The organism is Allolucifera butyrica, assembly GCF_900476375.1.
Lineage (GTDB): Bacteria > Bacillota > Negativicutes > Sporomusales > UPPP01 > Lucifera > Lucifera butyrica.
The window spans coordinates 128,978-155,057 of record NZ_UPPP01000105.1; the positions used below are offsets into that span (position 1 = coordinate 128,978).

General features: G+C 48.2%; 22 protein-coding genes. 18 read left to right on the plus strand and 4 right to left on the minus strand.

What is annotated here, in order from left to right:
- Positions 1-82: 82 nt before the first annotated feature.
- Together LUCIF_RS21475 and LUCIF_RS21480 are read left to right on the plus strand one after the other, a co-directional pair.
- Positions 83-1,132 (plus strand): DUF2157 domain-containing protein, encoded by a 1,050-nt coding sequence (locus LUCIF_RS21475; RefSeq protein WP_165866101.1) that lies wholly within the window; start codon positions 83-85, stop codon positions 1,130-1,132.
- Positions 1,133-1,309: 177 nt separating this feature from the next.
- Positions 1,310-1,987, plus strand: a complete 678-nt coding sequence (locus tag LUCIF_RS21480) for a sulfotransferase family 2 domain-containing protein (protein WP_165866102.1) — start codon at positions 1,310-1,312, stop codon at positions 1,985-1,987.
- 778 nt (positions 1,988-2,765) lie between these two features.
- Here the strand turns inward: LUCIF_RS21480 and LUCIF_RS21490 are convergent.
- On the minus strand, positions 2,766-3,002 hold the full coding sequence (locus tag LUCIF_RS21490; RefSeq protein WP_122629883.1) for a hypothetical protein: 237 nt from the start codon (positions 3,000-3,002) through the stop codon (positions 2,766-2,768).
- 228 nt (positions 3,003-3,230) lie between these two features.
- On the opposite strand from LUCIF_RS21490, the gene LUCIF_RS21495 reads away from it, so the two are divergent.
- The 7 genes from LUCIF_RS21495 (at position 3,231) to LUCIF_RS21530 (ending at position 10,116) form a co-directional block, all read left to right on the plus strand.
- Complete coding sequence (locus LUCIF_RS21495) at positions 3,231-5,210, plus strand: methyl-accepting chemotaxis protein (RefSeq protein ID WP_122629884.1); 1,980 nt, start codon at positions 3,231-3,233, stop codon at positions 5,208-5,210.
- Positions 5,211-5,379: 169 nt separating this feature from the next.
- The gene (locus LUCIF_RS21500) at positions 5,380-5,988 is read left to right on the plus strand and encodes an undecaprenyl-diphosphatase (protein ID WP_122629885.1); all 609 of its coding nucleotides are present in this window, start codon (positions 5,380-5,382) and stop codon (positions 5,986-5,988) included.
- A 22-nt stretch (positions 5,989-6,010) separates the two neighbouring features.
- Positions 6,011-6,568 (plus strand): RNA polymerase sigma factor, encoded by a 558-nt coding sequence (locus LUCIF_RS21505; protein WP_122629886.1) that lies wholly within the window; start codon positions 6,011-6,013, stop codon positions 6,566-6,568.
- Positions 6,555-7,034, plus strand: a complete 480-nt coding sequence (locus LUCIF_RS21510; RefSeq protein WP_165866103.1) for an anti-sigma factor family protein — start codon at positions 6,555-6,557, stop codon at positions 7,032-7,034. The genes LUCIF_RS21505 and LUCIF_RS21510 overlap by 14 nt, the downstream gene beginning before the upstream one ends.
- Positions 7,031-7,906: a DUF8173 domain-containing protein gene (locus LUCIF_RS21515; RefSeq protein WP_122629888.1), complete on the plus strand. Its 876-nt coding sequence runs from the start codon at positions 7,031-7,033 to the stop codon at positions 7,904-7,906. Before LUCIF_RS21510 ends, LUCIF_RS21515 begins: the two co-directional genes overlap by 4 nt.
- 269 nt (positions 7,907-8,175) lie before the next feature.
- On the plus strand, positions 8,176-8,541 hold the full coding sequence (locus LUCIF_RS21525; RefSeq protein WP_122629889.1) for a hypothetical protein: 366 nt from the start codon (positions 8,176-8,178) through the stop codon (positions 8,539-8,541).
- Positions 8,542-8,718: 177 nt separating this feature from the next.
- Positions 8,719-10,116 (plus strand): sodium:solute symporter family protein, encoded by a 1,398-nt coding sequence (locus LUCIF_RS21530; RefSeq protein ID WP_122629890.1) that lies wholly within the window; start codon positions 8,719-8,721, stop codon positions 10,114-10,116.
- Between the two features lie 90 nt (positions 10,117-10,206).
- Here LUCIF_RS21530 and LUCIF_RS21535 read toward each other — a convergent pair whose 3' ends face one another.
- Both LUCIF_RS21535 and LUCIF_RS21540 read right to left on the minus strand, forming a co-directional pair.
- Positions 10,207-11,697, minus strand: a complete 1,491-nt coding sequence (locus tag LUCIF_RS21535; protein ID WP_165866104.1) for a Na+/H+ antiporter NhaC family protein — start codon at positions 11,695-11,697, stop codon at positions 10,207-10,209.
- 99 nt (positions 11,698-11,796) lie between these two features.
- Positions 11,797-12,660 (minus strand): AraC family transcriptional regulator, encoded by an 864-nt coding sequence (locus LUCIF_RS21540; protein ID WP_122629892.1) that lies wholly within the window; start codon positions 12,658-12,660, stop codon positions 11,797-11,799.
- 215 nt (positions 12,661-12,875) lie between these two features.
- Between LUCIF_RS21540 and LUCIF_RS21545 the strand changes: the two genes are divergently transcribed.
- From LUCIF_RS21545 to LUCIF_RS21585, 9 genes are all read left to right on the plus strand, one after another.
- Positions 12,876-15,050: a glycoside hydrolase family 3 C-terminal domain-containing protein gene (locus LUCIF_RS21545; protein ID WP_122629893.1), complete on the plus strand. Its 2,175-nt coding sequence runs from the start codon at positions 12,876-12,878 to the stop codon at positions 15,048-15,050.
- A gap of 37 nt (positions 15,051-15,087) precedes the next feature.
- A complete protein-coding gene (locus LUCIF_RS21550) occupies positions 15,088-16,599 on the plus strand; it encodes a sugar ABC transporter ATP-binding protein (protein ID WP_165866105.1) in 1,512 nt (503 codons plus the stop codon).
- Entirely contained in the window at positions 16,577-17,557 is a 981-nt protein-coding gene (locus LUCIF_RS21555; RefSeq protein ID WP_122629894.1) for an ABC transporter permease, read from the plus strand. The genes LUCIF_RS21550 and LUCIF_RS21555 overlap by 23 nt, the downstream gene beginning before the upstream one ends.
- Positions 17,558-17,641: 84 nt before the next feature.
- A complete protein-coding gene (locus LUCIF_RS21560; RefSeq protein WP_122629895.1) occupies positions 17,642-18,658 on the plus strand; it encodes a sugar ABC transporter substrate-binding protein in 1,017 nt (338 codons plus the stop codon).
- A gap of 30 nt (positions 18,659-18,688) precedes the next feature.
- Positions 18,689-20,002 carry a xylose isomerase gene (xylA, locus tag LUCIF_RS21565; protein WP_122629896.1) on the plus strand — a complete coding sequence of 438 codons (1,314 nt, stop codon included), beginning with the start codon at positions 18,689-18,691 and terminating at the stop codon, positions 20,000-20,002.
- A 212-nt stretch (positions 20,003-20,214) separates the two neighbouring features.
- Positions 20,215-21,573: an MATE family efflux transporter gene (locus LUCIF_RS21570; RefSeq protein ID WP_122629897.1), complete on the plus strand. Its 1,359-nt coding sequence runs from the start codon at positions 20,215-20,217 to the stop codon at positions 21,571-21,573.
- A gap of 58 nt (positions 21,574-21,631) precedes the next feature.
- Positions 21,632-23,236, plus strand: coding sequence for a sigma-54 interaction domain-containing protein (locus LUCIF_RS21575; RefSeq protein WP_122629970.1), 1,605 nt, complete (start codon positions 21,632-21,634; stop codon positions 23,234-23,236).
- Between the two features lie 187 nt (positions 23,237-23,423).
- On the plus strand, positions 23,424-24,806 hold the full coding sequence (locus LUCIF_RS21580; RefSeq protein ID WP_122629898.1) for a tryptophanase: 1,383 nt from the start codon (positions 23,424-23,426) through the stop codon (positions 24,804-24,806).
- Positions 24,807-25,030: 224 nt separating this feature from the next.
- Entirely contained in the window at positions 25,031-25,504 is a 474-nt protein-coding gene (locus tag LUCIF_RS21585) for an HD domain-containing protein (RefSeq protein WP_122629899.1), read from the plus strand.
- Between the two features lie 53 nt (positions 25,505-25,557).
- Here LUCIF_RS21585 and LUCIF_RS21590 read toward each other — a convergent pair whose 3' ends face one another.
- A complete protein-coding gene (locus tag LUCIF_RS21590) occupies positions 25,558-26,076 on the minus strand; it encodes a hypothetical protein (protein ID WP_122629900.1) in 519 nt (172 codons plus the stop codon).
- Positions 26,077-26,080: the final 4 nt, after the last annotated feature.

Sequence of the window (26,080 nt, forward strand, 5' to 3'; positions counted from 1 at the left end):
CGTAACAGTGCATGCAATGTTACGGACGCCTGAAATGTAGTGCTAATGGCTGCCGTGAATACTATATATGGGGAGTGGCAGCATGAAAGTGGAAATTGACCGGGACGGGATCGCCGAGGCGGTCCGCCAGGGTATTATTACCCAGGAGCAGGCGGAACAGCTCTGGCAGTTTTGGGGCAAGGGACAGGATATTCAGCTGGATGGAAACGGGTTAAGGATAAGCAAGTTTCTTTACTATTTGGGGGCTCTCATCGTAATTACCGCTATGGGATGGTATGTGAATGCCAGTTGGGACAGCCTCGGTGGACTGGGGCTTTTTGTCATTGCCGCTGTTTATGCTGTGTGTTTTATATTAGCCGCACACTTTATGAGAGCGAAGTCGCCGGTACTGAGCGGTCTGCTTATCGTTATGGCCGTGGGCACAACGCCTCTGGGCGTTTATGGAATTCAAAAAGCGCTCGGTATTTGGCCCTCCGGATACCCGGGCTATTACCACGACTTTTATATTTGGGTAAAAAGCGGCTGGTTTGTCATTGAGTTTGCTACCGTAGCGGCGGGCGTTTTATCACTCCCTTTTGCCCGGATCCCCTTTGCCATGGCGCCGGTAGCCTTTACTCTGTGGTATTTGTCGATGGATATTGTGCCGCTTTTTTTTCCGGCGAATGGCCATTTTATTTATCACATGTACGTTTCGGTTATTTTTGGCCTGGTGATGATGGCCGCTGCATTCGTAATGGATTCCCGGCAAAGGGTGGATTATTCTAAATGGCTCTACATTTTCGGTGTGCTTGCATTCTGGGGCGGAATTTCTTTATTAAAAAGCACAAGCGAGTTTTCGCGGGCCGCCTATTGCGCCGTGAACGTGCTGATGATGTTTTGCGGCGTATTGCTGGAACGCCGGGTCTTTATCGTGTTCGGAGGAATCGGTACATTTGGCTATATTGGCTATCTAGCCTGGAGTGTCTTTGCGAATTCGTTCTTTTTTCCGTTTGCGCTGACCCTCGTCGGTCTCGGCATTGCCTATGCGGGCTGGCTCTACCACCGTAAACAGGCGGCACTGGCGCGGTTTCTCTATTCCTTGCTGCCGGAATGGGTTATCCGGAATTTACCGCAGAACCGGAGCTTGAAATGAACTGGACGAGGGTTGCTCGTCCTTTAACATTAGCATAAGAACCGGAAAAACCGTCCTGATCCAGGGCGGTTTTTTCAATTTATAAGTCTGTTTTTTGTTTTCCGGCGATACTTGGACGGCCTACATTTCATATATTGTAGCGGAGGACTATGAGTTCGTAGACAGGAGATGAAAAGAATGGAGTCAGATGCGAAAATGCTTATATCGGTTCACGTGCCCAAATGTGCCGGCAGTTCTTTTTGTCAGTGGCTGCAAGCGACATATAGCGAAGAAAATGTATATCTGGATTATTGTGATGGTTTGACTGAGCCTGTTTCCATTGTGAATATAGACCCTTGCGGTTTTTTAGAAAAATATCGCGATGGATATCCTGAACTTGAACATAAGAGAGTAGTACACGGACATTTTTGGGTGAAAAAATATCAATATCTAAAGAACGCTATACGAATTACTTTTCTGAGAGAGCCTGTAGAGCGGGCTATCTCACAATATTTCTATTGGCTGAAATTCCCCCATACAGGTAGCGTACACAGTTATTTTCTCGATTATAAATTATCCATTGAACAGTTTTGCCGGCTGCCGTTAATACAAAATATCTATACCGAACTATTTTTTAGGGATGTTGATATGGCTGTATTTGATTTTATTGGAGGTTATAGTGCTTTAGGGCAAGAGCTTCTGCGATTAGGTAAAATTTTACAGGTAAATGTTGCCCTTCCGGAAGTAAACACCAATCCAAGCGAATCATATAACATAAAAGTACAAGAGATTAGGGAAAACAAAACTCTTTTATCCAAACTGCAGAAATTGTTAGCGGAAGATATTCGATTTTATGAAAAATATGCGGGTAGGTAGTAATATTTTAGGCTGGCGCCGTATCCTGGTACCGGTTGCGCTCATAGGATAGATTATAGACGCGGAAGTCAAAGCCGTTCGGCAAATGCAGACAGCCGCGGATCCACCCAATTTGTGCGCAGAGGAGAATGAGCAGGATGCGTATACGGCTACCCCGATGGAAAGTATGGTCCGGGTTATTCGTGCGAGAGTTGGGATCTATGGTTTTTGCATAATGGAGATGAACCGTGGAGCGGTGAAGATACAATCAGAGGAAAAGCAAATTGGTTTATACAAAATGGGACTTAGTTTTTTAATAAGGTTCACGCTTAGCTGCTCTGTCTTTCGGGATGGAGCGGCTTATTTTTTAAGTCCCGTGTCGGCTTTTGTATGATTTTTTGAAGAATATTATTGAAGGGTCCGTCATATACTTTACTGTTTTTTTAATTTTAAAGGGGGTATGAAGATGCTGTTAGATATCATCTACGGCCTTATTGCTGTTGGCGGGATCACTATCGGGGTGATGCTTTCCATGTATTTGCGGTTACCATAAAAAGCCCGGTCAATAGGCCGGGTTTTTATAAAAGATCCAGAAATTATAACTTTTCGGATTTAGTTTCGCTAAAAAATTATATGCTAATATCCGAAAAGCCCCATAATTTCCTTCTGTTGTAAAACACTTCGTGTTTTTCTTAGTACTGGAAAATATAAGTTTTAATAAAAAGGACACGGGTGGAGATGAATGTTAAGTTAAGCAAAAGGCCACACCTGGGTGTGGCCTTTGGGCAAAGTCTAACGATTATTCGGCTGTTTCCGGATTCAGCTCGCCAAGGACATCTTCAAAGGTATCCAGAATGTCGGCGTGGTGGTCTTCCAGCGCGTCGGATATGAGCCGCAATACGGCTTCACGCTGCTCTTCGGGTAAACCGGCGGCAACAATAATATCGGTCAAGCGGTCTTCGAGGATATCAATATCATCGGTGAACAGTACCTGGGGTTCTTCCGCCGTTTCCAGTTCTTCTTCGTCACAACACATAGTAAACAACTCCTTTGCGCCGCTTTATTTTTTAGGAAGTCAGATAAAAGATTTACTGAAAAATCTTCCATATTTATGATAACATGGTTTTTCGACAATGTCTTGTAAACATTTTGTAAAATGCTTTACACATTTACATAAGTGAAAAATTTATTTTACATTTTAGCAGGATTTTTTTCTTTTATCGACAATTATTGATCTACAAATATGTTTCGAGGAGGGAGACAAATGAATTTAAAAGCCAAGCTAACCGCAATCTTTTCACTCTTGACTATCGCCGTTCTCCTCGCATCGTCAATCGCCGGGTACATGTTCACGAAGGAACTGGTGGCGGCAGGAATCCGGGAGGAAATGAAGGCAGCTGTCAGTTCCCACGTGAATAAGCTCGACGGTTGGCTTATTGGCAAGTCCAAAATGCTTGAAATTACCGCCGGCACTATACATAGCGTCACCGGGGACGGCGAAATTACCGTTCCCATGGTAGCGGGATATAAGACGGTGGATAACGAGCTGTCCGATATGTATTTCGGTTCCGCAGCCGGAAAAATGGTGGATGGCAGCGGCTGGACGCCGCCTGCGGATTACGATCCCCGGGTCCGTCCCTGGTATAAACTGGCAACAGAACAGTCTAAGCTTGTTTTTACCGACCCTTATTTGGACATGGTAACCAAGCAGATGGCCGTATCGGTTGCCATGCCGATTAAAAATGCCGCGGGGCAAGTCCGTGGCGTTGTGGCGGAAGATATACTGCTCAAAACGCTGGTGGATAATGTAAAGGCCATCAATTTGCACGGCGCGGGATATGCTTTTTTGTTTGACGCCAAAGGATTCATACTGGCCCACCGGGATGCCGATTTAGTGTCCAAAAACATTTTTAAAGCGGAAAAGCTGAAGAATATGGTCCCCATTTTCAAGGATATAATGAGCAAAGATCATGGCTTTACCCAATATGCGGATAACGGGCAAAGCTGGTTTATGGTTTATCAAAAGGTACCGCTGACCGGCTGGACGTTAGCAATCAATGTGCCGGAAGCGGTTGTTTACCAGCCGTTGGCTAAATTGAGATGGTTGTTCGGTCTGATCGCTCTTATTTCGATTCTTGTGGTGGTATTGATTACCTTTATCGTGGCGAAACGGATCACGAAACCGATGGCCGTTCTGGCCGGGCAAGTTGGTCAGGTCGCCGGAGGAGATCTCACGGTTCAGGCGGCCGTTGAGGGAAAAGATGAAATGGCTCAGTTAGCTGCCGGATTCAATCAGATGACCCACAATTTACGCGATTTGATTTCGAAGGTACATGGCAGCGCCGAGCAGGTGGCGGCTTCATCAGAGGAGCTAACTGCCAGTTCTCATGAGTCGGCCCAGGCGTCAAATCAAGTGGCAGGCTCGGTAACCGAGATCGCCCAGGGAGCGGACAGCCAGCTGACGGCAGTACAAAAAACTTCTTCGGTGGTAGAAGGAATGTCGGCCAGCATTCAGAAAGCGGCGGCCGATGCGAATCAGGCCGTGGCAAAATCTGTTCAGGCGGTTGATAAGGCCAAAGACAGCAGTATTTCGGTTGGTAAAGCGGTTGACCAGATGAAGCGGATTGAAACGACGGTGAATACCTCGGCTGAGGTCGTAACCAATCTGGGTGAGCGGTCCCGGGAGATCGGACAGATTGTTGATACGATCGCCGGCATTGCCGGCCAGACCAATCTGCTGGCGTTGAATGCCGCCATTGAGGCGGCGCGGGCCGGTGAACAGGGACGCGGTTTTGCCGTGGTGGCCGAAGAAGTACGGAAACTGGCCGAGCAATCGGAGGAGGCCGCCAAACAAATTGCCGCTCTTATCAGCGAGATTCAGGGAGATACGGCCAAGGCCGTTTCGGCTATGAACGACGGTACCCGGGAAGTTAGTCAGGGAACGGAAATAGTAAGCCATGCCGGCGGGGCATTCCGGGAAATCGCGGAACTGGTGACGCAGGTATCGAATCAGGTTACGGAGATATCTGCCGCTCTGCGGCAGATGGAAAGCGGCGGTCAGCAAATTGTAGCTTCTGTGAAAGCAATTAATGATTTGAGTAAGAAAACAGCGGCGGAAGCGGAGACGGTATCTGCGGCTACGGAAGAACAATCGGCTTCCATGCAGGAAATCGCGTCCGCCAGCCAGAATCTTGCCAATATGGCCCAGGAGCTTCAGAAAACCATCAATCATTTCCGGATTTAAAAGTTATAATACGACTGGAGCAGGCCTGCATGGTTGCGATATGCAACTATGCAGGCCTGTTTCTTAGAACGGGATTTACTGTAAAAATTTCCCGGTGAAGAATAGTGAACTTTATGGATATCCTGACTGTCTTTATTAATGAAAAACAGTTAGGGAGGATATAACTATTATGCACTATGATATGCTGCTTTTCCATTTCATTAACAATTTTTCCGGACATCTTCTTTGGTTGGATAGAGTAATGATTTATATTGCCGAGTATGGGCCGGCCGTATATGGATTGTATTTAGTGGCGCTATGGTTTACCGGAGCGGATAAAAGAGAATTGGCGGAAAACCGGCGGAAAGCATTATATGCCTTTACGGCCGCTTTAATTGGACTGGGTGTGAATCAAATCATCGGCTTTGCCTGGTTTCGCAACCGTCCTTATATAAACCATCCGGCTCATCTTTTGGTGCCGGTGAATCCGGATGCTTCGTTTCCCAGCGACCATGCGACAGGTAGCTTTTCGATTGCCCGCAGCCTGGTGGCCAGCCAGGCATACGGTGGAAAAGGAATGCTAGGTTTTGCCTTTTTACTGGCCTTTTCCCGGGTTTATGTGGGTGTGCACTATCCTACGGATGTCATTGGCGGTATGATCGTGGGTATAATGAGCAGTTGGCTGGTAGAGCGTTATCATGGATTGCTTGAAAAACCAATTATCCTGATTTTTTCCATTTGGGCCAAGGTGGAAAAGGCGATTCCGGTTTTAGCCTTTGAAAGAGGTATACGGTTATAATTATAGGATGTGGTGAGACAATGTGGACGATCATTTGCGTGAACTGGTAGAAGGAGCCCGGGGCGGAAATAAAAAGGACTTTGCCGTGCTGGTCCAGCGGTTTCAAAACCGCGTTTTTGCCGTTGCCTTTGGGATTGCCGGAAACCGGGAGGACGCGGAAGATATAGCGCAGGAAACGTTTATAAAAGCCTATAAAAATGTAGCTAAACTGAATAATGCCGACGGATTTTATAAATGGCTGCTGCGAATTGCGGTTACCACCGGCATTAACTATAAAAAAAGGCCGGCGGCGACGAAGAACGTTTCCCTGGGGGACGTTGCCGAGCCGGCTTATCAGGGAGAAACACCGGAAGAATATGCCGAGAAACGGGAGGCCAGGGAGAAACTCTATGCTCTTTTGGCGGAACTGACTGCGGAGCACCGGGCCGTCCTGGTTATGCGGGAGATTGAAGACTTGTCTTATGATGAAATCGCCGGTCTGCTTCAAATTCCCTTGGGAACTGTCAAGTCCCGGATTAACCATGCGAGAGAAAAATTGCGGCAAGGTTTGGCAAGAGGTGAGAAAAATGAAATGTTCTGAATGGGAAGATCTGATTTATGAGTATCTTGATGGAGAACTGGCGCAGGAAATGAAGGTACACATGGAGGAGCATTGCCGGAGCTGCGCTGCCTGCAACAGCCGGCTTCAGACTATCCGGCAGGCCATGGCGGCCTTCCGGCAGGAGATTTGCTCTGTTGAGGCCGGGGACGGCTTTACCCGGAAAGTTATGCTGGAAATCAATAAGCGGGAGATGGTGTCCTTTTGGTCCTATGCCGTGGGCGGGGTCCTGGGAAGTATGGCCCTGGTATTGATGCTGCTGACAATTGCTTTGTTTCCGGTTTTGCAAATTGCAACGCGATATGCCATCCAATTTATTTCTTTCTGGCTGGAACTCGTGGCCGCATTGCCGTTTAATGCCGTTCTGGCCCTGCTCTTTTCAGCCTTCCTGGTATTTCTCGCTGTGGCAATGCGGGGCGTTTGGCATATGGAGGAGGGGCAGGTATGATACGTTTTTTAAACCGGTATAAATTAGCGGTGCTGTTCTTGTTATTTCTCAGTTTTTCCGTAACGGCGTTCGCGGCGCCCATAACGATGGGAAACATAATCAGTTTTTCCGATGTTACGGTTCGGACGGGAGAGCAGGTTAAGTCGGTTCTGGTTGTAGGGGGTGATGCCCATATCAACGGTTCGGTTACGGATGAACTGGTAGTCGTTAACGGCAATGTTTTTCTTTCTTCCACCGCGGATGTAAGAGATCGTGTGATTGTTCTGGGAGGAAAGATCATTGCCGAGAACGGGGCTGTTATCCATAAGGGTTTTTTCCAGTATGGCGGTGATGTCTTTGCCATCAGCAGTCTGTTAACAGCAGGGCTCATCGTGCTTATCATGTGGCTTGCCCAGTTTGCCATTACTGCTGTTTTGCTGCTTATTCCCGCCGCAATGGTTTGGCTGCGTCCTAAATTAATCGGCGACATTAGTCAAGCCATAAGAGAGAACAAACTAAAAGCGGTTTTTCTGGGAATATTGAGCATTTTGGCGGGGCTAACGCTAATTGCTATCTTTTCGGTCAGTATTATCGGTCTGCCGCTGGCTTTCCTACTGCTCCTATTCCTGGCAGTACTTGCTGCCGTTGGCATTAGTGCGGTTTCCCTGAGCGCCGGGGAAAGCCTTTCCCAATACGGAAACTGGCAGGAGCCGAAAAAATATTTCAATGTGTTCCTCGGAAGCCTGTTGATGGCCTTGCTGTTTAATGTGCCGGTCATTGGTTTAATGCTGCTCTATTTAGCGATTGCCGCCGGACTGGGCGGTGTATGCATTAAACTGTTTACCGCCAAGGCAACTGCCAATAACGAAGATAAGGAAGTTAAAAGTAAGTGAGGTTCTGGTATCCGGAAAAGTGACTGTGAAGTGGCTGGGGCTGTCGTAAAATGACTTTTTAAAAAGTTGTTTTAGACAGCCTTGTTTTGTTAGGAAAAACCTGGCCCGCTGGTTGCGGTCAATACTTTTTTTCCGGTTAACGAAGCGCCGATAATTGCCACTGATACCGTCAATTTCTTCTATTTGAACGAAGTTTACATATCACCTTTAACATAATATTGAATACTATGAAGTAGAAGTCTATCATTAATTTACGGGGAGTGAACCGAGTGTCTGTCTTGAAAAAGGGGTTGGCTGTGAAACCGGAAGTAATTGTTACCGTTCTTACCGATACCAGTTTCATATTTACGGGGGAGGTAATTACCCCGTTAGCAGCGGAAGAAATCAAGCTTGGCGGTTACGGCAGCTTCCATTTCGGTGATGGCGGCAGTTTAGACGGGGACATTCCAGGCAAGACCCAGGCAGAACAAAATACGGACGTATCGGCAACAGAGGAAACAGCAGTTGAAGAGAAAGATTTATATCTCATCATCCGATTGACTAGTCCGGTTCCTCCTTGCCGGACCGGCGAAGTGGTTTTTATTAATGCCGGCCATATTGTCGCCGTTAGCGTACGCCGACATTATGCAGGGTAGGAAAAAGACAGGGATCGGAAAGAAAGCGGTAAATTCACGAAAGAGAAAAGACTTATCGGCTTAGGTTATGCTAATGGCCGGTAAGTCTTTTTTTGCCAGTACAATTTTCTAAGGGAATTTCCTAGCTATCTTTGTCATAAAATGAAATTAATTACTTTGGGGGAGATGTTATGAGAGATGAGTGTTATTTGGTTATTGATGGCAGTTTATCTGTGTGCCATGATTGGCATCGGTATTTATGCAGGCCGCAAAGAAATTAAAGGCGCAGAGGATTATTTACTGGCCGGAAGAAGATTGGGTCCTGTTATGTTTGCCGGTACGTTGGCGGCAACGGAGATTGGCGGCGGAAGTTCCGTGGGAGTCGCCGCTAAGGCCTACGGCAGTTGGGGCCTTTCCGCCGGCTGGTATGTCACAGCTGCAGGGGTTGCGATTTTGATGGTTTCTTTTGTGGCCCCAATGCTGCGCAAAGCTATGGCTACTACCGTGCCGGAAATTATCGGGCGAAGGTTTGGCACTGAGTCCTATGTGATTGCCAGTATTCTTTCTGTAGTATCACTGGTTACTCTGGGTGGTGTTCAAATTACCGCCACTGCTACCATTTTGAGCGTGTTGCTCAAGATGAATTTTAATACGGCGATCTTGTTGTCCGGGGCGGTTGTTACCTTTTATACCATGATTGGCGGCATGTGGTCCGTTACGTTAACTGATTTTGTCCAATTTTTCTTTATACTCATCGGTTTTGCGCTGGCTATTCCGTTTGCCTTACATAATGTTGGCGGCTGGAATTGGGTGGTAGCCCACATACCGCCTGAACAGCTTGGGTTCAGTAAAATTGGCTGGCCGACGATTCTTGGCCTTATTGTCATGTATTTCACGACATTTTCCACAGGACAAGAAGCCGTACAGCGTTATTATGCGGCAAAAAATGCGAAAACCGCGGTGGCCGGTTCTTTGCTTTGCGGGGGACTCATGGCGCTGTATTCTTTTGTACCGGCCATATTGGGGCTGATTGCTCTGGCTGCTTTTCCTGAAATCGATGCCAACACCGCGCTGGCTACCGTAGCGGTGCAATTGACCCCACCATGGATTGCCGGTATTGTTCTGGCGGCAGTAGTTTCTGCCACACTTTCATCTGCTTCGGGAGACTTCTTGGGGGCCGCTACCGTATTTGCCAAGGATATTTGGCAGCAATATGTTAATAAAAACATGGGAGACAAAAAGATTATGACTTTTACCCGGGCCATGGTCCTTGTATTCGGCATGACCGGCATTATAATTTCATTGGCCTCGAAAGCGATTATCCCTATGCTGGTATTTGCTTTTACCATGCGTTCGGCCGGGCCGTTTGCCGCATTTATTTTCGGGCTTATCTGGAAAAAGGCTACGAAAAGTGCCGGCCTTATTTCCATTGTGGCGGGTAGTATCGCTGGTGGTTATTGGCAATATCTGAATGAGCCTTATGGTATTATGGCGATTATTGCCGGTTCACTGGCGAGTGTGCTGGCTTTTGCTTTGACAACCTGGATAGAATTGGCTTTGGGGAGAAAGCCAGCTCCGACGGCTATGCTGGATTAAAATGAGACAGAGACAAGAAAAAGCACCTGGGAAAACATAAGTGTTCCACCAGGTGTTTTTGTAGTCGTAGATGGTATTGGGGGGAAGCGGCTATTTCCAGGTAAGGATATGGCTGATCGCCGCGAACCCCGCCGTACTATAGGCGCTAGCAAAATAATAACCGCCGGCTACATAGAGAATCGCGGCCAGGACAATGGCAACCATGCCGTAAGGAAAGACATAACCGATATGTTCCGTTACGGACAGATTGGCAGTGGCGGCCGTCAGAACGGGAGTTTCTCCCAGCGGCGACAGGTTGTCGCCAATGGAGCCGCCGGCCAGGACGGCTCCCACTGTCAGGGGGAGACTGGCGCCGGCGACGGTGGCAATGGAAATGCCGAGGGGCATTATTAGAGCCCAGGTTCCCCAGGAAGACCCCATAAAATAAGAAGCAAAGCCGCCGATAGCGAAAATAAGAACCGGTACCAGCGGAGCCGAAATCGCTGAACGGGTCAGAAAGGAACCAACAAAGGCATTAAAGCCAAGGTCCTGCGTTACGGCCGTGATTGCCCAGGCCAGGACCAAAATGACCAGTGGCGGCAGCATTTCTGTGCCGCCGCTTAAAAAGTATTTTTGCAGTTTCTGCATCGGAATTTTTTGCAGCGCGTAAAAAACAGCGGTAAAGACGAGGGTTGCCAAGGTAGCGACAAAGATTGCTTTTTCATAATCGGCATTCAGCAGGGCGGCAGCAAAGCCGGCGCCGGTCTTTTCCCTGCCAGTCAGCCAAAACAGATAGACAATCGCAGCCAAAAGGAGGACAAGGGGGAGCAGAAGATTGGCCAGGCGGGGCGGAACATTTTCGTCAAATTCAGCTTCCTCATGCCCTTCCTGCGTATGGTGGGGGCCTTCGGCGCCGGTATCCTTTTTATAGGCGGGATGGGCCAAAGCAAGAAAACTGAAGTCGAGTGGAAAAAAAACGGCCATGACGCTGATTGCAACCATGATGAGGGAATAGAAGTTAAGAAAAACGGAATGTAAATACAGCAGATAGGGGCTGCCCTGGATGCCGGTCTGAGCCATGGAGGACCCGATTACTCCCAGGATATAGCCTACATAGGTAGTGGCAAAAGGCACTAAAGCTACCAACTGCGACGAAGTGGTATTGATTATAAAGGCAAGTTTTTCTTTGGAACCGCCTGCTTTTTCCAGCAGAGGCTTACTGATGGTGCTGGTGGCGATTACGTGAAAACAGCAGTCCAGAAACGAAATGGGAGTTGCCAGGAAAACACTGGCCAAGGCGCCGCGTTCTGTTTTCACATAGGGGGCGGCGGCTTGAGAAAAACCGGCAATGCCGCCGCCGGCTTTGAACATTTCGGCCAGAGCGCCGAAACTGAAAAGAAAAAGAATAATGTAGGCATGATCCGGGTTGGCGATAACCCGGGACAGATAATTTCCCGCGGCTAATAAGCCGCCTGTCAGACTCCAGCCTGCATTGGCAATGGACCCCGCTAAGAGCCCGAAGACCAGGGAGGGTATGATTTTCTTGGTGACTGCTGCGCCTAATATAGCTGCAATCGGTGGTATTACAGACAGATAATCCATGCGAAACAGCATCCTTTCTTAGTCTTATGGCCAACGGCCATTCTCTGATTGCTAGTATGCCGCTGTCGCCTGTCTTTTCATACTTCCCGCTAAAAAACATTAAGTATTAGATTGCAGGCGTTTATATTCCATGGGAGTGCAGCCTTTGATTTTTTTGAAAGTCCTGTTAAAGGTGGCAATACTGTTAAAACCTGCGGTATGGGCGGCGTCAATAATTGAGATGTCATGCGTGGTCAGCAGTTTCTCCGCCGTTTTTATGCGGCGCTCGTTCAAATAGTGGTGGAAGTTGTCGCCGGTGACTTCTTTAAAAATCCGGGAAAAATGGTATTCACTAAATCCGGCGGCCAGAGAAACATCTTTGAGTGAAATATCATTCTGGTATTGTTCCTCAATGTATTGGAAGGCTCTGTTTAACTTTTCCTGACCATGAATCTTTTTTCTGCTGTTACTGTCAAGATGAATATCCGCCTTGTGCAAAAGATGACGTGACAGCAAAACAAGGATGTCAAAAATCCGCGCGTTTAAAGATAACTCGTAAGCTAATGCTTTTGTATCGTATTCGCTGATCAGTTCAATAATCTGTCTTTCCAGTTCACGGTGGAGCAGACCGTCATTTTGAGGGGAAATTAAGCGGGTTAAAGACAAAAAAGGAGCCACGGTGTTAATCTTGCCGAAGACATCCAGGGTGTTGAGGTCAAACTGGATAAAATAACGGTTGCCCTTATTATTAATCGTATTAAAACTATGAATATCACCGCTGGCGATAAAAAGAATCTCTTTTTCCGCCAGCGTATATTCTTGTCCGTTTACTGTAACGGTATAGCTATTTTCAACCGGATACACCAGTTCTACGGCATGATGCCAGTGTAAAGGCCAGACAAAGTTTTCGAAAGTGTTTAATTCGAGCCGGAAGGGATAACTCTCGGTAAATATGTCTTTTTCGTGCAAGCCGTCGATAATCATTAAGACTCCTCCTTACTTGAAATTTTAGCTAAAAAATAAGCCGGATGCAATAAAACGGAACGCAAAGCAAAAAATGAAGAGGTTATAACAAGAAACGAGAAGATTAAAAAAATTCGTTATTTTATAATATCTTTATAGCAAACCGGTAAAAACATCGGAGCGGAAAGAGAGAAACCTATGTATTTTGCAATAAATCAAGGAAGGAGATGCTGCTTATGACTACAGAATCTGCCTATAAGAATGAAGATTTGAGTTTTGTCGAAAGGGCTCGGGATCTGGTTGCCAGAATGACTTTGGAAGAGAAAGTAACGCAAATGGTTTATAATTCACCGGCTATTTCCCGTTTGGGAGTTCCCGCCTATAACTGGTGGAATGAAGGGCTGCACGGGGTGGCCAGAGCGGGCGTAGCTACCATGTTTCCGCAGACGATCGCGTTGGCGGCCACTTTTGATGCCGAATTGATTCAGAAAGTAGCCGAAGTGATTTCTACGGAGGCACGGGCTAAATTTCACGAATTTCAGAGCAAGGGAGACCGCGGCATATACAAAGGCCTGACTTTTTGGTCGCCCAATATAAATATTTTCCGGGATCCGAGGTGGGGACGCGGCCAGGAGACCTTTGGCGAAGATCCCTATTTGACAGGCCGGCTGGGAGTGGCTTTTATCAAAGGACTGCAAGGGCAGGACGAAAAATACCTGAAAGTGGCCGCCTGCGCCAAACACTATGCCGTCCACAGCGGCCCGGAGAGCAAACGGCATAGTTTCAATGCAGTGGTTTCCGTTAAGGACATGCGGGAAACCTATTTGCCTGCATTTAAAGAATGTGTTAGTGAGGCCAATGTGGAAGCGGTGATGGGAGCCTACAACCGGACCAACGGGGAACCTTGCTGCGGCAGTAAGACTCTGCTGCAAACGGTTTTGCGGCAGGAATGGGGTTTTCAGGGGCATGTTGTTTCTGATTGCTGGGCGATCAAAGACTTTCACGTCAATCATAAAGTCACCGGTACGGCGCCGGAATCGGTGGCTCTGGCCCTGAACAACGGCTGTGACCTGAATTGTGGCAACATGTATCTGAATTTACTAATTGCCTGTCACGAGGGCCTGGTTACGGAAGAAGCCATTGATGCGGCAGTGACAAGGCTGATGGTTACCCGAATGAAGCTGGGGCTATTTGATGCTCCGGAAAAGGTTCCCTATACAAGAATTACTTATGAAAAGAACGACTGTCAGGAACATCGGGATTTTGCCCTGGCGGTCGCCCAAAAAACGCTGGTTTTGCTGAAAAACGAAAATAACCTGTTGCCTTTGGATCGCAACAAGTTAAAGTCTATCGCCGTAATCGGACCCAATGCCGATAGCCGGGAGGCGCTTAAGGGCAATTATTGCGGTACCGCTTCCCATTATGTTACCGTTCTTGAGGGAATCCGGCAGGCTGTAAACGAAACGACCCGGGTTTATTACGCCCAGGGCTGTGATTTGTATAAAGACAAGGTTGAGCACCTGGCGGAAAAAAGAGACCGGTTTGCCGAGGCCATTGCTGCGGCGGCAAGGGCGGACGCCGTCGTTCTGTGTCTGGGGCTGGATGCCGGCCTGGAGGGCGAAGAAGGGGACGAATCCAATGAATACGCCGGTGGCGATAAACCCAATCTGAATTTACCCGGTTTGCAGCAGGAACTCCTGGAGAGCCTTTATAATACGGGAAAACCCGTAATTCTGGTACTCCTTGCCGGCAGCGCCCTGTCAGTAACCTGGGCCGCCGAAAAGATACCCGCTATTATTCAGGCCTGGTATCCGGGGGCGGAGGGAGGAACAGCGCTGGCATCCCTGCTGTTTGGTGAATATAGTCCTTCGGGCAGGTTACCGGTGACTTTTTACCGTTCTACGGAAGAACTGCCCGATTTTAGCGATTATTCGATGCAGAACCGCACTTACCGGTATATGAAGGGGGAGGCGCTGTATCCCTTCGGTTATGGTCTGAGTTATACGACGTTTGCCTACGGAGAACCGGAACTAAGCCGCATGAAAATTAACGCGGGAGAAAATCTTGCCTGCCGGATTACGGTAAAAAATACAGGAACCGTCGCGGCGGAAGAAACGGTGCAGCTCTATGTAAAAGATGCCGAGGCCAGCGTAGCGCTGCCTCACTGGCAGCTACGAGGAATTAGAAAGCTGTATTTAAATCCCGGTGAAAGCAGAAACGTGCTGTTTATCGTAACCCCCAGAGATTTTTCTTTCATTGACAATAACGGCAAACGCCGGTTAGAGCCGGGACTTTTTGAGTTATATCTTGGCGGTTGCCAGCCTGATGCCCGCAGTGAATTCTTAACCGGCAGCAAAGTGAAAAAGTGCGAGGTCGAGATTACCGGAGACTGTCTGGACCTGGAATATTAGCTGTGAAGAAGTTGATAAGGAAGAGGGGGGATGCTGATTGGATGCAGCTTATTTAGTGATGAAGAATATAGAGAAACATTTTCCCGGAGTTCAGGCGCTGAAAGGGGTGCATCTTTCCGTCCGGGCCGGTGAGGTGCATGGCCTTTTAGGAGAAAATGGCGCCGGCAAATCAACGCTTATGAAGATATTAGACGGAATTTATTCCCCGGATCAAGGGGAGATATTCATCAATGGCGCAAGCCATAGCAAAATGACCCCCGAAAAGGCACAAAGCCTGGGAGTGGGTTTTGTGCATCAGGAATTGAATCTGGCGGATTCACTTAGCGCGGCGGAAAATATTTACATGGGGAGATTGCCCTATAAGAATAAGCAGTTTGGCATTGTGGACAAGAAAAAGTTATATCAGGATTCGGAACGGATTCTGCAAATACTGGGAAGTACAATAAAGCCGGACGACCTTGTCGAGAATTTATCCACCGCACAGAAACAGGTTTTGGAAATTGCGAAAGCTATTAGTTTGGATGCCAGAATTATCATTTTTGATGAACCGACTACGTCACTGGGCAACAAAGACGTGACCACCCTGTTTAATATAATTGGAACACTTAGGGAGCAAGGGGTTGCCGTTATTTATATTTCTCACAGATTGCAGGAAGTGTTCGATATATGCGACCGGGCAACCGTTTTGCGGGATGGGCAATATATTGGCACCGTGGATGTAAAAAGCGTTTCCCAGGAACAATTGATTACCATGATGGTTGGCCGGGATATAACGGAATTGTTTCCCAAGGAGCAAATCCTGGCCGGTGAAGTTCTGTTTGAGGTCAATGATCTGACTGATTATGCCGGCAAGGTAAAGCATATTTCTTTTCAGGCCCGGCGGGGAGAGATCGTTGGCTTCGCCGGTTTGGTAGGAGCGGGAAGAACGGAGGCCATGCGCCTGCTTTTTGGCGTGGACCCAATGTATACAGGCGATATAAAAGTAAAAGGACAACGGGTAAAGATTAAAGCACCCGGGGATGCGATCAAGAACGGCATCTGCTTTTTGAGCGAGGACCGGAAGCAGCAGGGATTATCCCTGATCATGTCGGTAGCGGATAATATCAATTTAACCAATATGCAAGACGGCATCCTGAAGCATAAAATGTTGAAAGCAACGGCGGAAAAATACCGTAAAAATCTTAATATTAAGACGGCGTCGATCGATACGCAGGTCGCCAATTTATCGGGCGGCAACCAGCAGAAGGTGGTTCTGGCCAAGTGGTTAAACACCGATTCGGAAATATTTATTTTTGATGAACCGACCAAAGGGATTGATGTGGGAGCCAAAACGGAAATTTATCAGATCATGAACCGGCTGGTTGGGGAAAGTAAAACGGTTGTTATCATTTCCTCAGAACTGCCGGAACTTTTGGGGATGGCCGACCGGATCTATGTAATGTGCGAAGGACGGATTACCGGTGAGGTGGCCAGGGGAGAAGCAACGCAGGAAATAATAATGACGCTTGCCACAGTGGGAGGAAGTAATGATGAACGGAAAGCTCAATAATGCCGGCTTGATTCCCGCCGGGCCTGATATCAAGAGATTTTTGCTTACCTATTCGGTTTATCTTGTTTTGGGAGCATTGATTGTATCATTTGCTATGATCAGTCCCATTTTTCTGAGCGAAGCCAATATCGGCAATTTTTTCCGGCAAATTCCTACAGTCGGCATTATTACGCTCGGCATGACCATGCTGCTGATAACCGGTAAAGTTGACTTGTCGGCAGGCAGTATTGCCGCTTTTGCCGGAACAACGGCCGCTTATCTGGCTATCAAGGGCTTTTCCGCGCCGGTGGTTATTATCGTCGCTTTGTTGATCGGTTCCTTTTGGGGCTTTGTCAATGGCACATTTATAACCCGGTTTCAGCTTGACTCGTTTATCCTGACCTTGGGCACCGATTATATGATTCGTGGCATAGTGCTCTTTTTTACCAACGGCATTTATGTCAAGGGAGTGCCGGACTGGTTTTATAATCTGTCCAATACGAAAGTCGGTTTTAACTTCGTTTTTACCAATACCCTTGTTTTTGTGGTTTTAATAGCTGGACTGGCCTATGTAATGAATAATACCCGGTTCGGGCGTTATTGTTATGCCGTCGGTTCCAACCCCGAAGCGGCCAGATTGTCGGGTATCAATATCCAGAGGCATCTGGTGAAGGTTTTTATGCTGGAAGGGGTTTTGGCGGCTCTGGCCGGAGTTCTGTTAATGTCCAACCTGAACGTAGGCGCGCCGAGTGAAGCCAGCGGGGTGGGACTGTTTGCCATGGCTGCGGCAATTATCGGGGGAGCGGCGTTTAGCGGCGGCATCGGCAGTATGTCCGGCGCTGTGGTGGGAATTTTTACCCTGGAGGTGTTTCAGAACGGCTTGGCTGTTTTGGGATTGAACTCATTTATCCAGCAGGCAGTTACCGGCAGTATCATTATTGTCGCTGTCGTTGTTGATTATTACCGGCGGCGGCACTGAAAAGAGCCGCCATTGTCAGCAACGGATTGCGCCGTCCTGCCGTAAGCACAAAATGAGAAAAGACAAAACGGGGAGGGTATGTTCATGCGCAAAAAGATCCTGGGATTCCTATTGACTGTCATAATGGCGGCGGCTCTGACCGGTTGCTCCGGTTCCAATACGCAAACTGCCAAGAATGACAAAAAAACCTTGTATTTTATTCCGATCGTGGATACCGGTGCTTACTGGTCACCCATGAAGAAAGCCGCCGAAGAGGAGGCTAAAAAGTTAGGCTATAATCTGGTATTCAAGACCAGCCCGCCTTCGGAACAGGCAAAAAACGAAAAACATATCGGTTTTCTGGAAGAAGCCATAGCCAATAAAGCGGCGGGAATTGCGATTGCGCCGATGGACCCGGACATGTTTGACCGCAAGGTTAAAGAAGCAAAGGACGCAGGGATCCCTGTGGTTACCTTTGATGCCGATGTAAAAACCAAAAGCAACCGGGTGGCTTATGTGGGAACGGATAATAAACTGGCCGGGGAAGAATTGGGCAAAAAAGGCGCGGAATATTTAAAAATGAAGGGAATCTCCGCCGGCAAGATCGCCCTGGTGGCGGTAAATCTTACCCAGACAACCATGACTTACCGGCAGGCAGGCATAAAAGCCGGCTTTGATTCGGTAATGGGCCCTGATGCCAAGAATTTTACCTGGCTGGAGGCGATTCAGGACAATGATCAGTCTTCAGAATCCAAGCGCCAGTTGGAGGGACAGATTATTGCCAATCCCGACATGGTTGCGGTATTTTCACTGGGTTCGGAAGGGCCGGACACGGGGGTAATGGAAGCGATCAAGTCCCAAGGAAAGGCCGGCAAGATATATCATTTTGGCTTTGACTATACGCCGACCTGGGAAAATGGAATTAAGGAAGGCTTGATTACCGGTATCGTGGATCAGGATTCGTATGCGATTGGTAAGACCGTAATTGATGTATTGGATAAAGCGGTAAAGGGAGAAAAAATCGCCGCGGATTATCCAATTCCGGTGAAATGGGTTGAAGCAGGAAAAATCGTTGAATATGGCAAAGAAAAACAGAAACAGTTCACGGCTGAAACGAAGTAAGCCCAATTCATTGATAGGGGAGGTCTTATAGTGAGCTATTTTCCAAACATCGGCAAAGTTGCGTATGAGGGACCCAAATCCAGGAACCCGCTGGCATTTAAGCAATATAATCCCGGCGAGGTGGTAGCCGGCAAAACCATGGAGGAGCATTTGCGCTTTTCCGTAGCTTACTGGCATACATTTACGGCCAGCGGCGCCGACCCTTTCGGCAGTGCCACCATGTTGCGCCCCTGGGACCGGCTTTCCGGCCTGGATCTGGCTAAGGCCCGTCTGGAAGCGGCTTTTGAATTCTTTGAAAAACTGGGTGTTCCTTATTTTGCTTTTCATGACCGTGATATCGCCCCGGAAGGGGATACGCTGCAGGAGACCAATGCCAATCTGGATATTATCGTTGCTCTGATTAAGGAGTATATGAAGACCAGCAAAACCAAACTGCTTTGGAATACGGTCAATATGTTTTCTCATCCCCGGTTCGTTCATGGCGCAGCCACGACTTGCAACGCCGATGTGTTCGCCTACTGCGCCGCACAAGTGAAGAAAGGCCTGGAGGTAGGTAAGGAACTGGACGCGCAGAATTATGTTTTCTGGGGTGGACGCGAAGGGTATGAAACGCTCCTGAATACGGATCTTAAACTGGAATTGGACAATTTGGCCCGTTTTTTACATATGGCTGTTGACTATGCGCAGGAGATTGGTTTTACTGCTCAATTTTTGATTGAACCCAAACCGAAAGAACCGACGAAGCATCAATATGATTTTGATGCCGCGAATGCGGCGGCATTTTTGAGCCAAAACGGTCTTCGCGAGTATTTTAAAATGAATATTGAAGCGAACCATGCGACGCTGGCGGGTCATACATTCCAGCACGAATTGCGCTGGAGCAGGATTCACGGCCTGCTGGGTTCCGTGGACGCCAATCAGGGTGATGTGATGCTGGGCTGGGATACGGATGAATTTCCCACCGATTTATACGAAACAACCCTGGCCATGTATGAGATTTTGCAAAACGGCGGACTCGGCAAAGGCGGTTTAAACTTTGACGCTAAGCCGCGGCGGGCATCTTTTACGCCGGAAGACCTCTTTTATGCTCACATTGCCGGAATGGACAGCTTTGCCAAGGGCCTGAAAGTCGCCGCCAAACTGGTTGAAGACGGGGTTTTCGAAGCTGTGATTGCCCAACGGTACCGCAGCTTCCGCGAAGGAATTGGCGTCGACATTGTGGAAGGGCGCGCTAACTTTCATACGCTGGAAAATTACGCCCTCCGGCAAAGTGTCATTACCAACGAGTCCGGCCGGCAGGAAACGTTAAAAGCCATTTTGAACCAGTATTTACTGGAGTCCTGACGTAAGACACTAAATATAAATTAGAATAACAGGCTTATCCCTGGCGGTAAGCCTGTTATTTTTTTAGTCTGACTTTCGATAGGACAAGCCGGTCTGCGCCCTGAGCCACGAGCCCAAAGACTGCGTCCGCGGTCTTTGCAGGAAGGTTTATTTGTCAGAACGGCGAAAAATAATATAAGATAATAATACTATTTAGCTTATAGAGGTGTGCTATGTACCGGACGGATTCCCTGCCGCAGAAGCTGCGGCTTTTTTTCCTGATTTTATTGCCGATTTTCATTACCCAGGTCGCGCTTAGCGCCATGAATTTTGCCGATACGACCATGTCAGGCCATGCCGGGCGGGATGATTTAGCCGGTGTCGCGATCGGCAGTAATATCTGGATGCCCGTTTTTACCGGCATTAACGGCATTTTGCTGGCGGTTACGCCGATTATGGCCCACTTGCACGGAGCGGGAAAAAAAGAAAAAGTACCTTTTGTAGTTGTACAGGGTCTCTATCTGGCCCTGATTCTGGCGGGAACGACCATTCTGGGGGGAGCCTTGACTGTCCTGCCGCTTTTACACCTGCTGCATCTCGAACCGGCGGTTGAGACCATTGCTTATCAGTTTCTCAAAGCCATTGCCATCGGAATTGTCCCGTTTTTTCTCAGTATGGTGCTGCGAAGTTTTATTGATACCCTGGGCTATACGCGGGTGACCATGCTGATTACACTCACCGCCCTGCCAATTAATATATTGTTTAATTATCTCCTAATTTTCGGTAATTGGGGCTTTCCCCGTTTAGGCGGGGTCGGCGCCGGCTATGCTTCGGCTATTACGTACTGGTGCATCGTCTTGATTACGGTTCTGGTTATCCGGACGCTGGAACCGTTTAAAGAGTATGGCCTATTCCGCACCTTGTTCCGTATTTCGCCGGCGGCTTTTAAAGAACAGCTGGCCATCGGGCTGCCGATTGGCGTTTCCATCTTTTGCGAAACCAGTATTTTCGGTGTTGTCGCTTTATTAATGGCTAAATTCGGCACGGTGGTCATTGCGGCCCATCAGGCAGCCATTAACTTTGCCGGCCTTGTTTATATGCTGCCGCTCAGCATTTCCATGGCGCTGACGATTGCTGTCGGGTTTGAAGTGGGGGCGGGCCGGGTTGCGGACGCGCGCCAATACAGTTATCTGGGAATTGGCATTGCCGTCAGCCTGGCCCTGATTTGCGCCGCCGGCCTGCTGCTGTTCAACGGGCAGGTCGCGGGTTTATATACTGCGAGTCCGGATGTACTGCGGCTGATTCAGCAATTTTTGGTGTATGCCGCCTTCTTTCAGCTTTCCGATGCGATTGCGGCGCCAATTCAGGGAACACTGCGCGGCTACAAGGACGTGACGGTTGCTTTTATGATGGCGCTGATTTCCTATTGGGTGGTTGGCCTGCCGGCGGGGTTCATTCTGGCGAATTATACGCATTACGGACCGTTTGGTTATTGGCTGGGCTTTATTATCGGCCTGGCTTTTGGCGCGATTGGACTCTCGCTGCGGCTGGTACGTATCCAGCGCAAACTGATTTGGAATAAGCCGGTTTAAAACCGTAAAAACGGTTTGCATTTGACGCAAATTACAGGAAAGACGGACGGTGAGCAGTATGCAGGAATACGTCATTCACATTGATTTTGTGGATTGTCCGGGATTGGGCTATGAAATATTTAGATTGACGGAATTGAATCAGGTCGATAAGATTGCTATGGAAGTGCTGCCCAACCATGGTATGGTTATCAAATTCCGCTGCGTTTCTGAAGAGCAGGCGCAAAAACTGGCCGGGGATCTTACCTTAGTCAGTGGTGTTAAGTCAATCGTCTTTCGGGACCAAATGCCCTATGAAGAAAGAGAGCACGAGCTAAGGACAATTCTGGATTCGGTTAGTGAAGGAATTTTAGCCGTAAACAAGAAAGGCCGGATTTCTCATATTAATGAAGTGAGCTGCCGATTGTTACAATGCGGCAAGGGAGTGGCCGGCCTTAGCGCCGCAGAGCTTTTAGGGGCAAGTTCACTTGTTCTGGATACCTTGCGAACAGGCAAAAGTTACCGCCTGAAAGAGGAACGTCTCCAACAAGGCGGCAAAGCAATTGATCTTTTTACCAGTACGACACCGGTCAGAAATGAAAAGGGGCAGATTATTGGTTCGGTGGCAACCATTAAAGATGTTAAGCAAGTGGCAACCATGCTGTCCAAAGTTGATAAGATGCGCCGGCTGCGGTCCTTTGACGATATTGTTTATCAAAGTCCGAAAATGAGGCAACTGGTGGGCTATGCCAGCACTGTGGCCAAAAGCAGCTCCACCGTTTTACTGCGGGGAGAGAGCGGGACGGGAAAAGAATTGCTGGCCGCTGCGATTCATACGGAAGGGCCAAGATATAAGGCGCCTTTTCTGGCGGTAAATTGTGCGGCCTTGCCGGATACCCTTTTGGAAAGCGAATTGTTCGGTTATGAGGAAGGCGCTTTTACCGGCGCGGCGAAGGGCGGTAAAAAGGGCCTGTTTGAGCAGGCCGACGGCGGTACGCTGTTCCTGGATGAGATCGGTGAGATATCGCCCTCGGTACAAGTACGGCTATTGCGGGTTTTACAGGAAGGTACAATCCGCAGGGTGGGAGGAGTTAATGAAATTGAGGTTGATGTCCGTATTATTGCGGCTACGCACTGCGACCTGGAGGCCATGATTTGCCGCCGGGAATTCCGGGAGGATTTGTATTACCGGCTCAACGTGATTCCGTTAACCATTCCGCCGCTCCGGGAGCGAAAAGAAGATATTCCGCTGCTGGCACAGTATTTGATCCGGAAAATCTGCACGAAACTGGAAAAAACGGTGGTCCGGCTGACACGGGAAAGCATCGGGCTGCTGATGAACCAGGAATGGCCCGGCAATGTGCGGCAGTTGGAGAATACATTGGAACGGGTTATCAATATGATTGATGCAACGGAAATTCAACCCGGTCATTTGCGGGCCTGGACCGATTTGTCTGCCAGTAAAAGAAATGGCGGCAATCTTTATTGGGACAAAGAGGGACTGCAGTTTGAGCTATCCCCGGACGGTCGTTGGCCGCATCTGAGAGAGATTGTGGCCGGAGTCGAAAAAGAAGTGATCCAACGGGTTTTAAAGAAATATCCTTCCTCCAGGCTGGCTGGACAAGTTTTGGGAGTGTCCAACACCACCATTTTAAATAAAATGAAAGCCTATGGAATTGAAGAATAACGCCGGTAAACGCCGGCGTTTTATCTTTTCTTGTGATAAAAATTTTTGACAGTGATAAGAATATTTGACAAGAATATTTATCAGAGTTGCGCTGAGCGCAGTTGTGATGAGATAAATCGCCTGGCACGCTGTTTGCATAAATTAACGGGTAAAATGGATTTTATTTTGAAATTGGGAGGAATTCACTGTGGTTAGGAAAGCGGAGCCGTATCGCATTAAAATGGTTGAACCAATTCGTATGATTTCCCGGGAAGCAAGAATACGGGCGTTGAAAGAAGCCGGCTATAATCCCTTTGCTCTTAAATCGGAAGATGTATATATTGATTTATTGACTGACAGCGGTACCGGGGCGATGAGCGACCGGCAGTGGTCCGCTCTAATGCTGGGAGATGAGGCGTATGCCGGCAGCAAATCCTTTTTTAAGGTCAAGGACGCGGTGGAAGAGATCTTTGATTATAATTATGTCATTCCGACGCATCAGGGACGGGGCGCCGAACAAGTCCTTTTTCCCCACCTTATTAAGCGGCAAGGTCAGTATGTAGTAGGCAATATGCATTTTGATACCACCATGGCCTGGATTGAGCTCAATGGGGCGGTGCCGGTGAATCTGGTGATTTCGGAAGCGTTCGATACCCAAACGGAACATCCGTTTAAGGGAAATCTGGATTTGGAGCGTTTGGAAGAGTTTATTATTGACCGGGGAGCGGATAACATCGCCTTTATCAATATAACCGTTACCTGTAATTCCGCCGGCGGACAGCCGGTTTCCATGGAGAATGTGCGCGGGGTGAAACGGATTGCCGACAAATATGGTCTTCACATCAACTTTGACTCGGCCCGTTTTGCTGAAAATGCTTATTTCATCCGGAAACGCGAGGCCGGGTACAGTGAGCGAAGCATTCAAACGATCGTGAAGGAAATGTATGCTATGGGAGATACGTTTACCATGAGCGCGAAAAAGGATGCCATTGTGAATATGGGCGGAATGATCGCCATTAAGACGGATGCCGGCCTTTACGCCGCCGCCAGTGCTTCCTGCGTTCCTATGGAAGGTTTTGTAACTTACGGCGGATTATCCGGCAGGGATATGGAATGTTTGGCGGTAGGCCTGCAGGAAGGGCTGGATGTCGACTATCTGGAAAGCCGCATTGGCCAAGTAGAGTATTTGGGGGAAGAACTTCGCCGGCGGGGAATTCCCATTCAGTGGCCGGTTGGCGGGCATGCGGTATTTGTCGATGCCGGTAAATTTTTGCCCCATATTCCGGCGGAGCAGTTTCCAGCCCAGGCGCTTTGCAACGAACTCTATCTGGAGGCCGGTATTCGGCCGGTAGAAGTTGGTTCGCTGCTTTTGGGACGTGACCCGCAAACAGGGATTCAGAAAAAGGCCGACGTGGAATTCATGCGCCTCACCATTCCCCGCCGGGTCTATACCGACCGTCATATGGATGTGGTGGTAGATGCATTAGCCGCTATCTGGCACCGGCGCGAACAGATCAGAGGGCTCAAGTTTACCTACGAACCCAAGGTATTGCGCCATTTTCTTTGCCGTTTAGAGCCTATGGACGAGTAAGGAGTAATTCGCCGGTAATTACGATACTAAATATAATATAAAGGCCAGGACACTCTTCGAATCAGCCGGAAGAGTGCCCTGGCTTGCAATGGGATCAGAAAGCCGAAAAGTAAAATACTTTCCTTCCACTTAAAGACCCTTTGGGGCTTTCTGAGAAGGAAATGCCGGCTGGCGATAGAATTCATTTAGTAGACCTTTTATTAAATACAAGGAGGAAATGCATAATGAATCGTATTTTTGAAATGCAACGCAAAATGCTGCGAAAAATTGCCGAATTTCAAAATAAGGCGATGGAGCGGGATCAACCCTTGGATTGGGAACGGGTCCATATGATAAGCTGCGCAAAGATTGGCGAAATGCTGGCATTAAAGCGCGGCGCGGATACCGAAATGGCGGCAATCGCCTGTTCGGTCCACGATTATGGCCGTATATTGACGGGAAAACAGAAAAACCACGCTGTGGCCGGTTATGAGCCTCTGCTGCTGTTTTTGACCCAATGCGGTTGTTTTGCGCCGGATGAAGTTGAGTTGATTGCGCGAGCGGCCAAAAAACACAGTAATAAGAGTGAAGTGGGAACACCGGTGGAAGAAATCGTTAAAGATGCCGATGTCCTCGACTGTTATCAGTACGGTCTGCCGATTGAAAGGGAAGAGCAAAGACTCCGGCTGACGAAAGTGCTGGCAGAAATCAGCGGATAAAAAACAGGTCTTACCCATAGGGTTAAGACCTGTTTTTTATTTTACATTAATTATTAGAACTTATAGTTGATGCCAAAACCTAAACCATCATAGGTGGGGTAATAATCTCTTTTGAGTGATTTGTAACCAAGATTTAAGGATGTTTGACTGTTCATTTTGAAGTTCAACCCGGTCTGCCATTCTGTCGCGCTGCTGCTGGTGGTTACGGAGACGTAGCCGTCCAGATTATTAGACAGGTTGACGTTGGCGCCAATGCCATAGAAGAATTGACTGTTGTCGTCGCTGTAATCCCGGTTGCCGGCAATCAGACGGACGTTCGGGTCCAGTTTATACTGGGCATAAATATCGGTAGTATGAAAATCAGTGTAACCATTGCGTTCAACGCCAAGAATAAATTGGGGCGAAACCGCGTTTTCCAGATAGAAGCTATCATCGCTGGTACTGTGGGAAAGGTCGTAATGGTTGTAGCCGATAGCAGTTTCTCCTTGCTGCAAGTCGGTAATCGGCGCAGCAAAAGCTGTCGTAGCGAACAGCATGGAACCGGCAAGGATAGTTAAAATTTTCTTGTTCATAAAA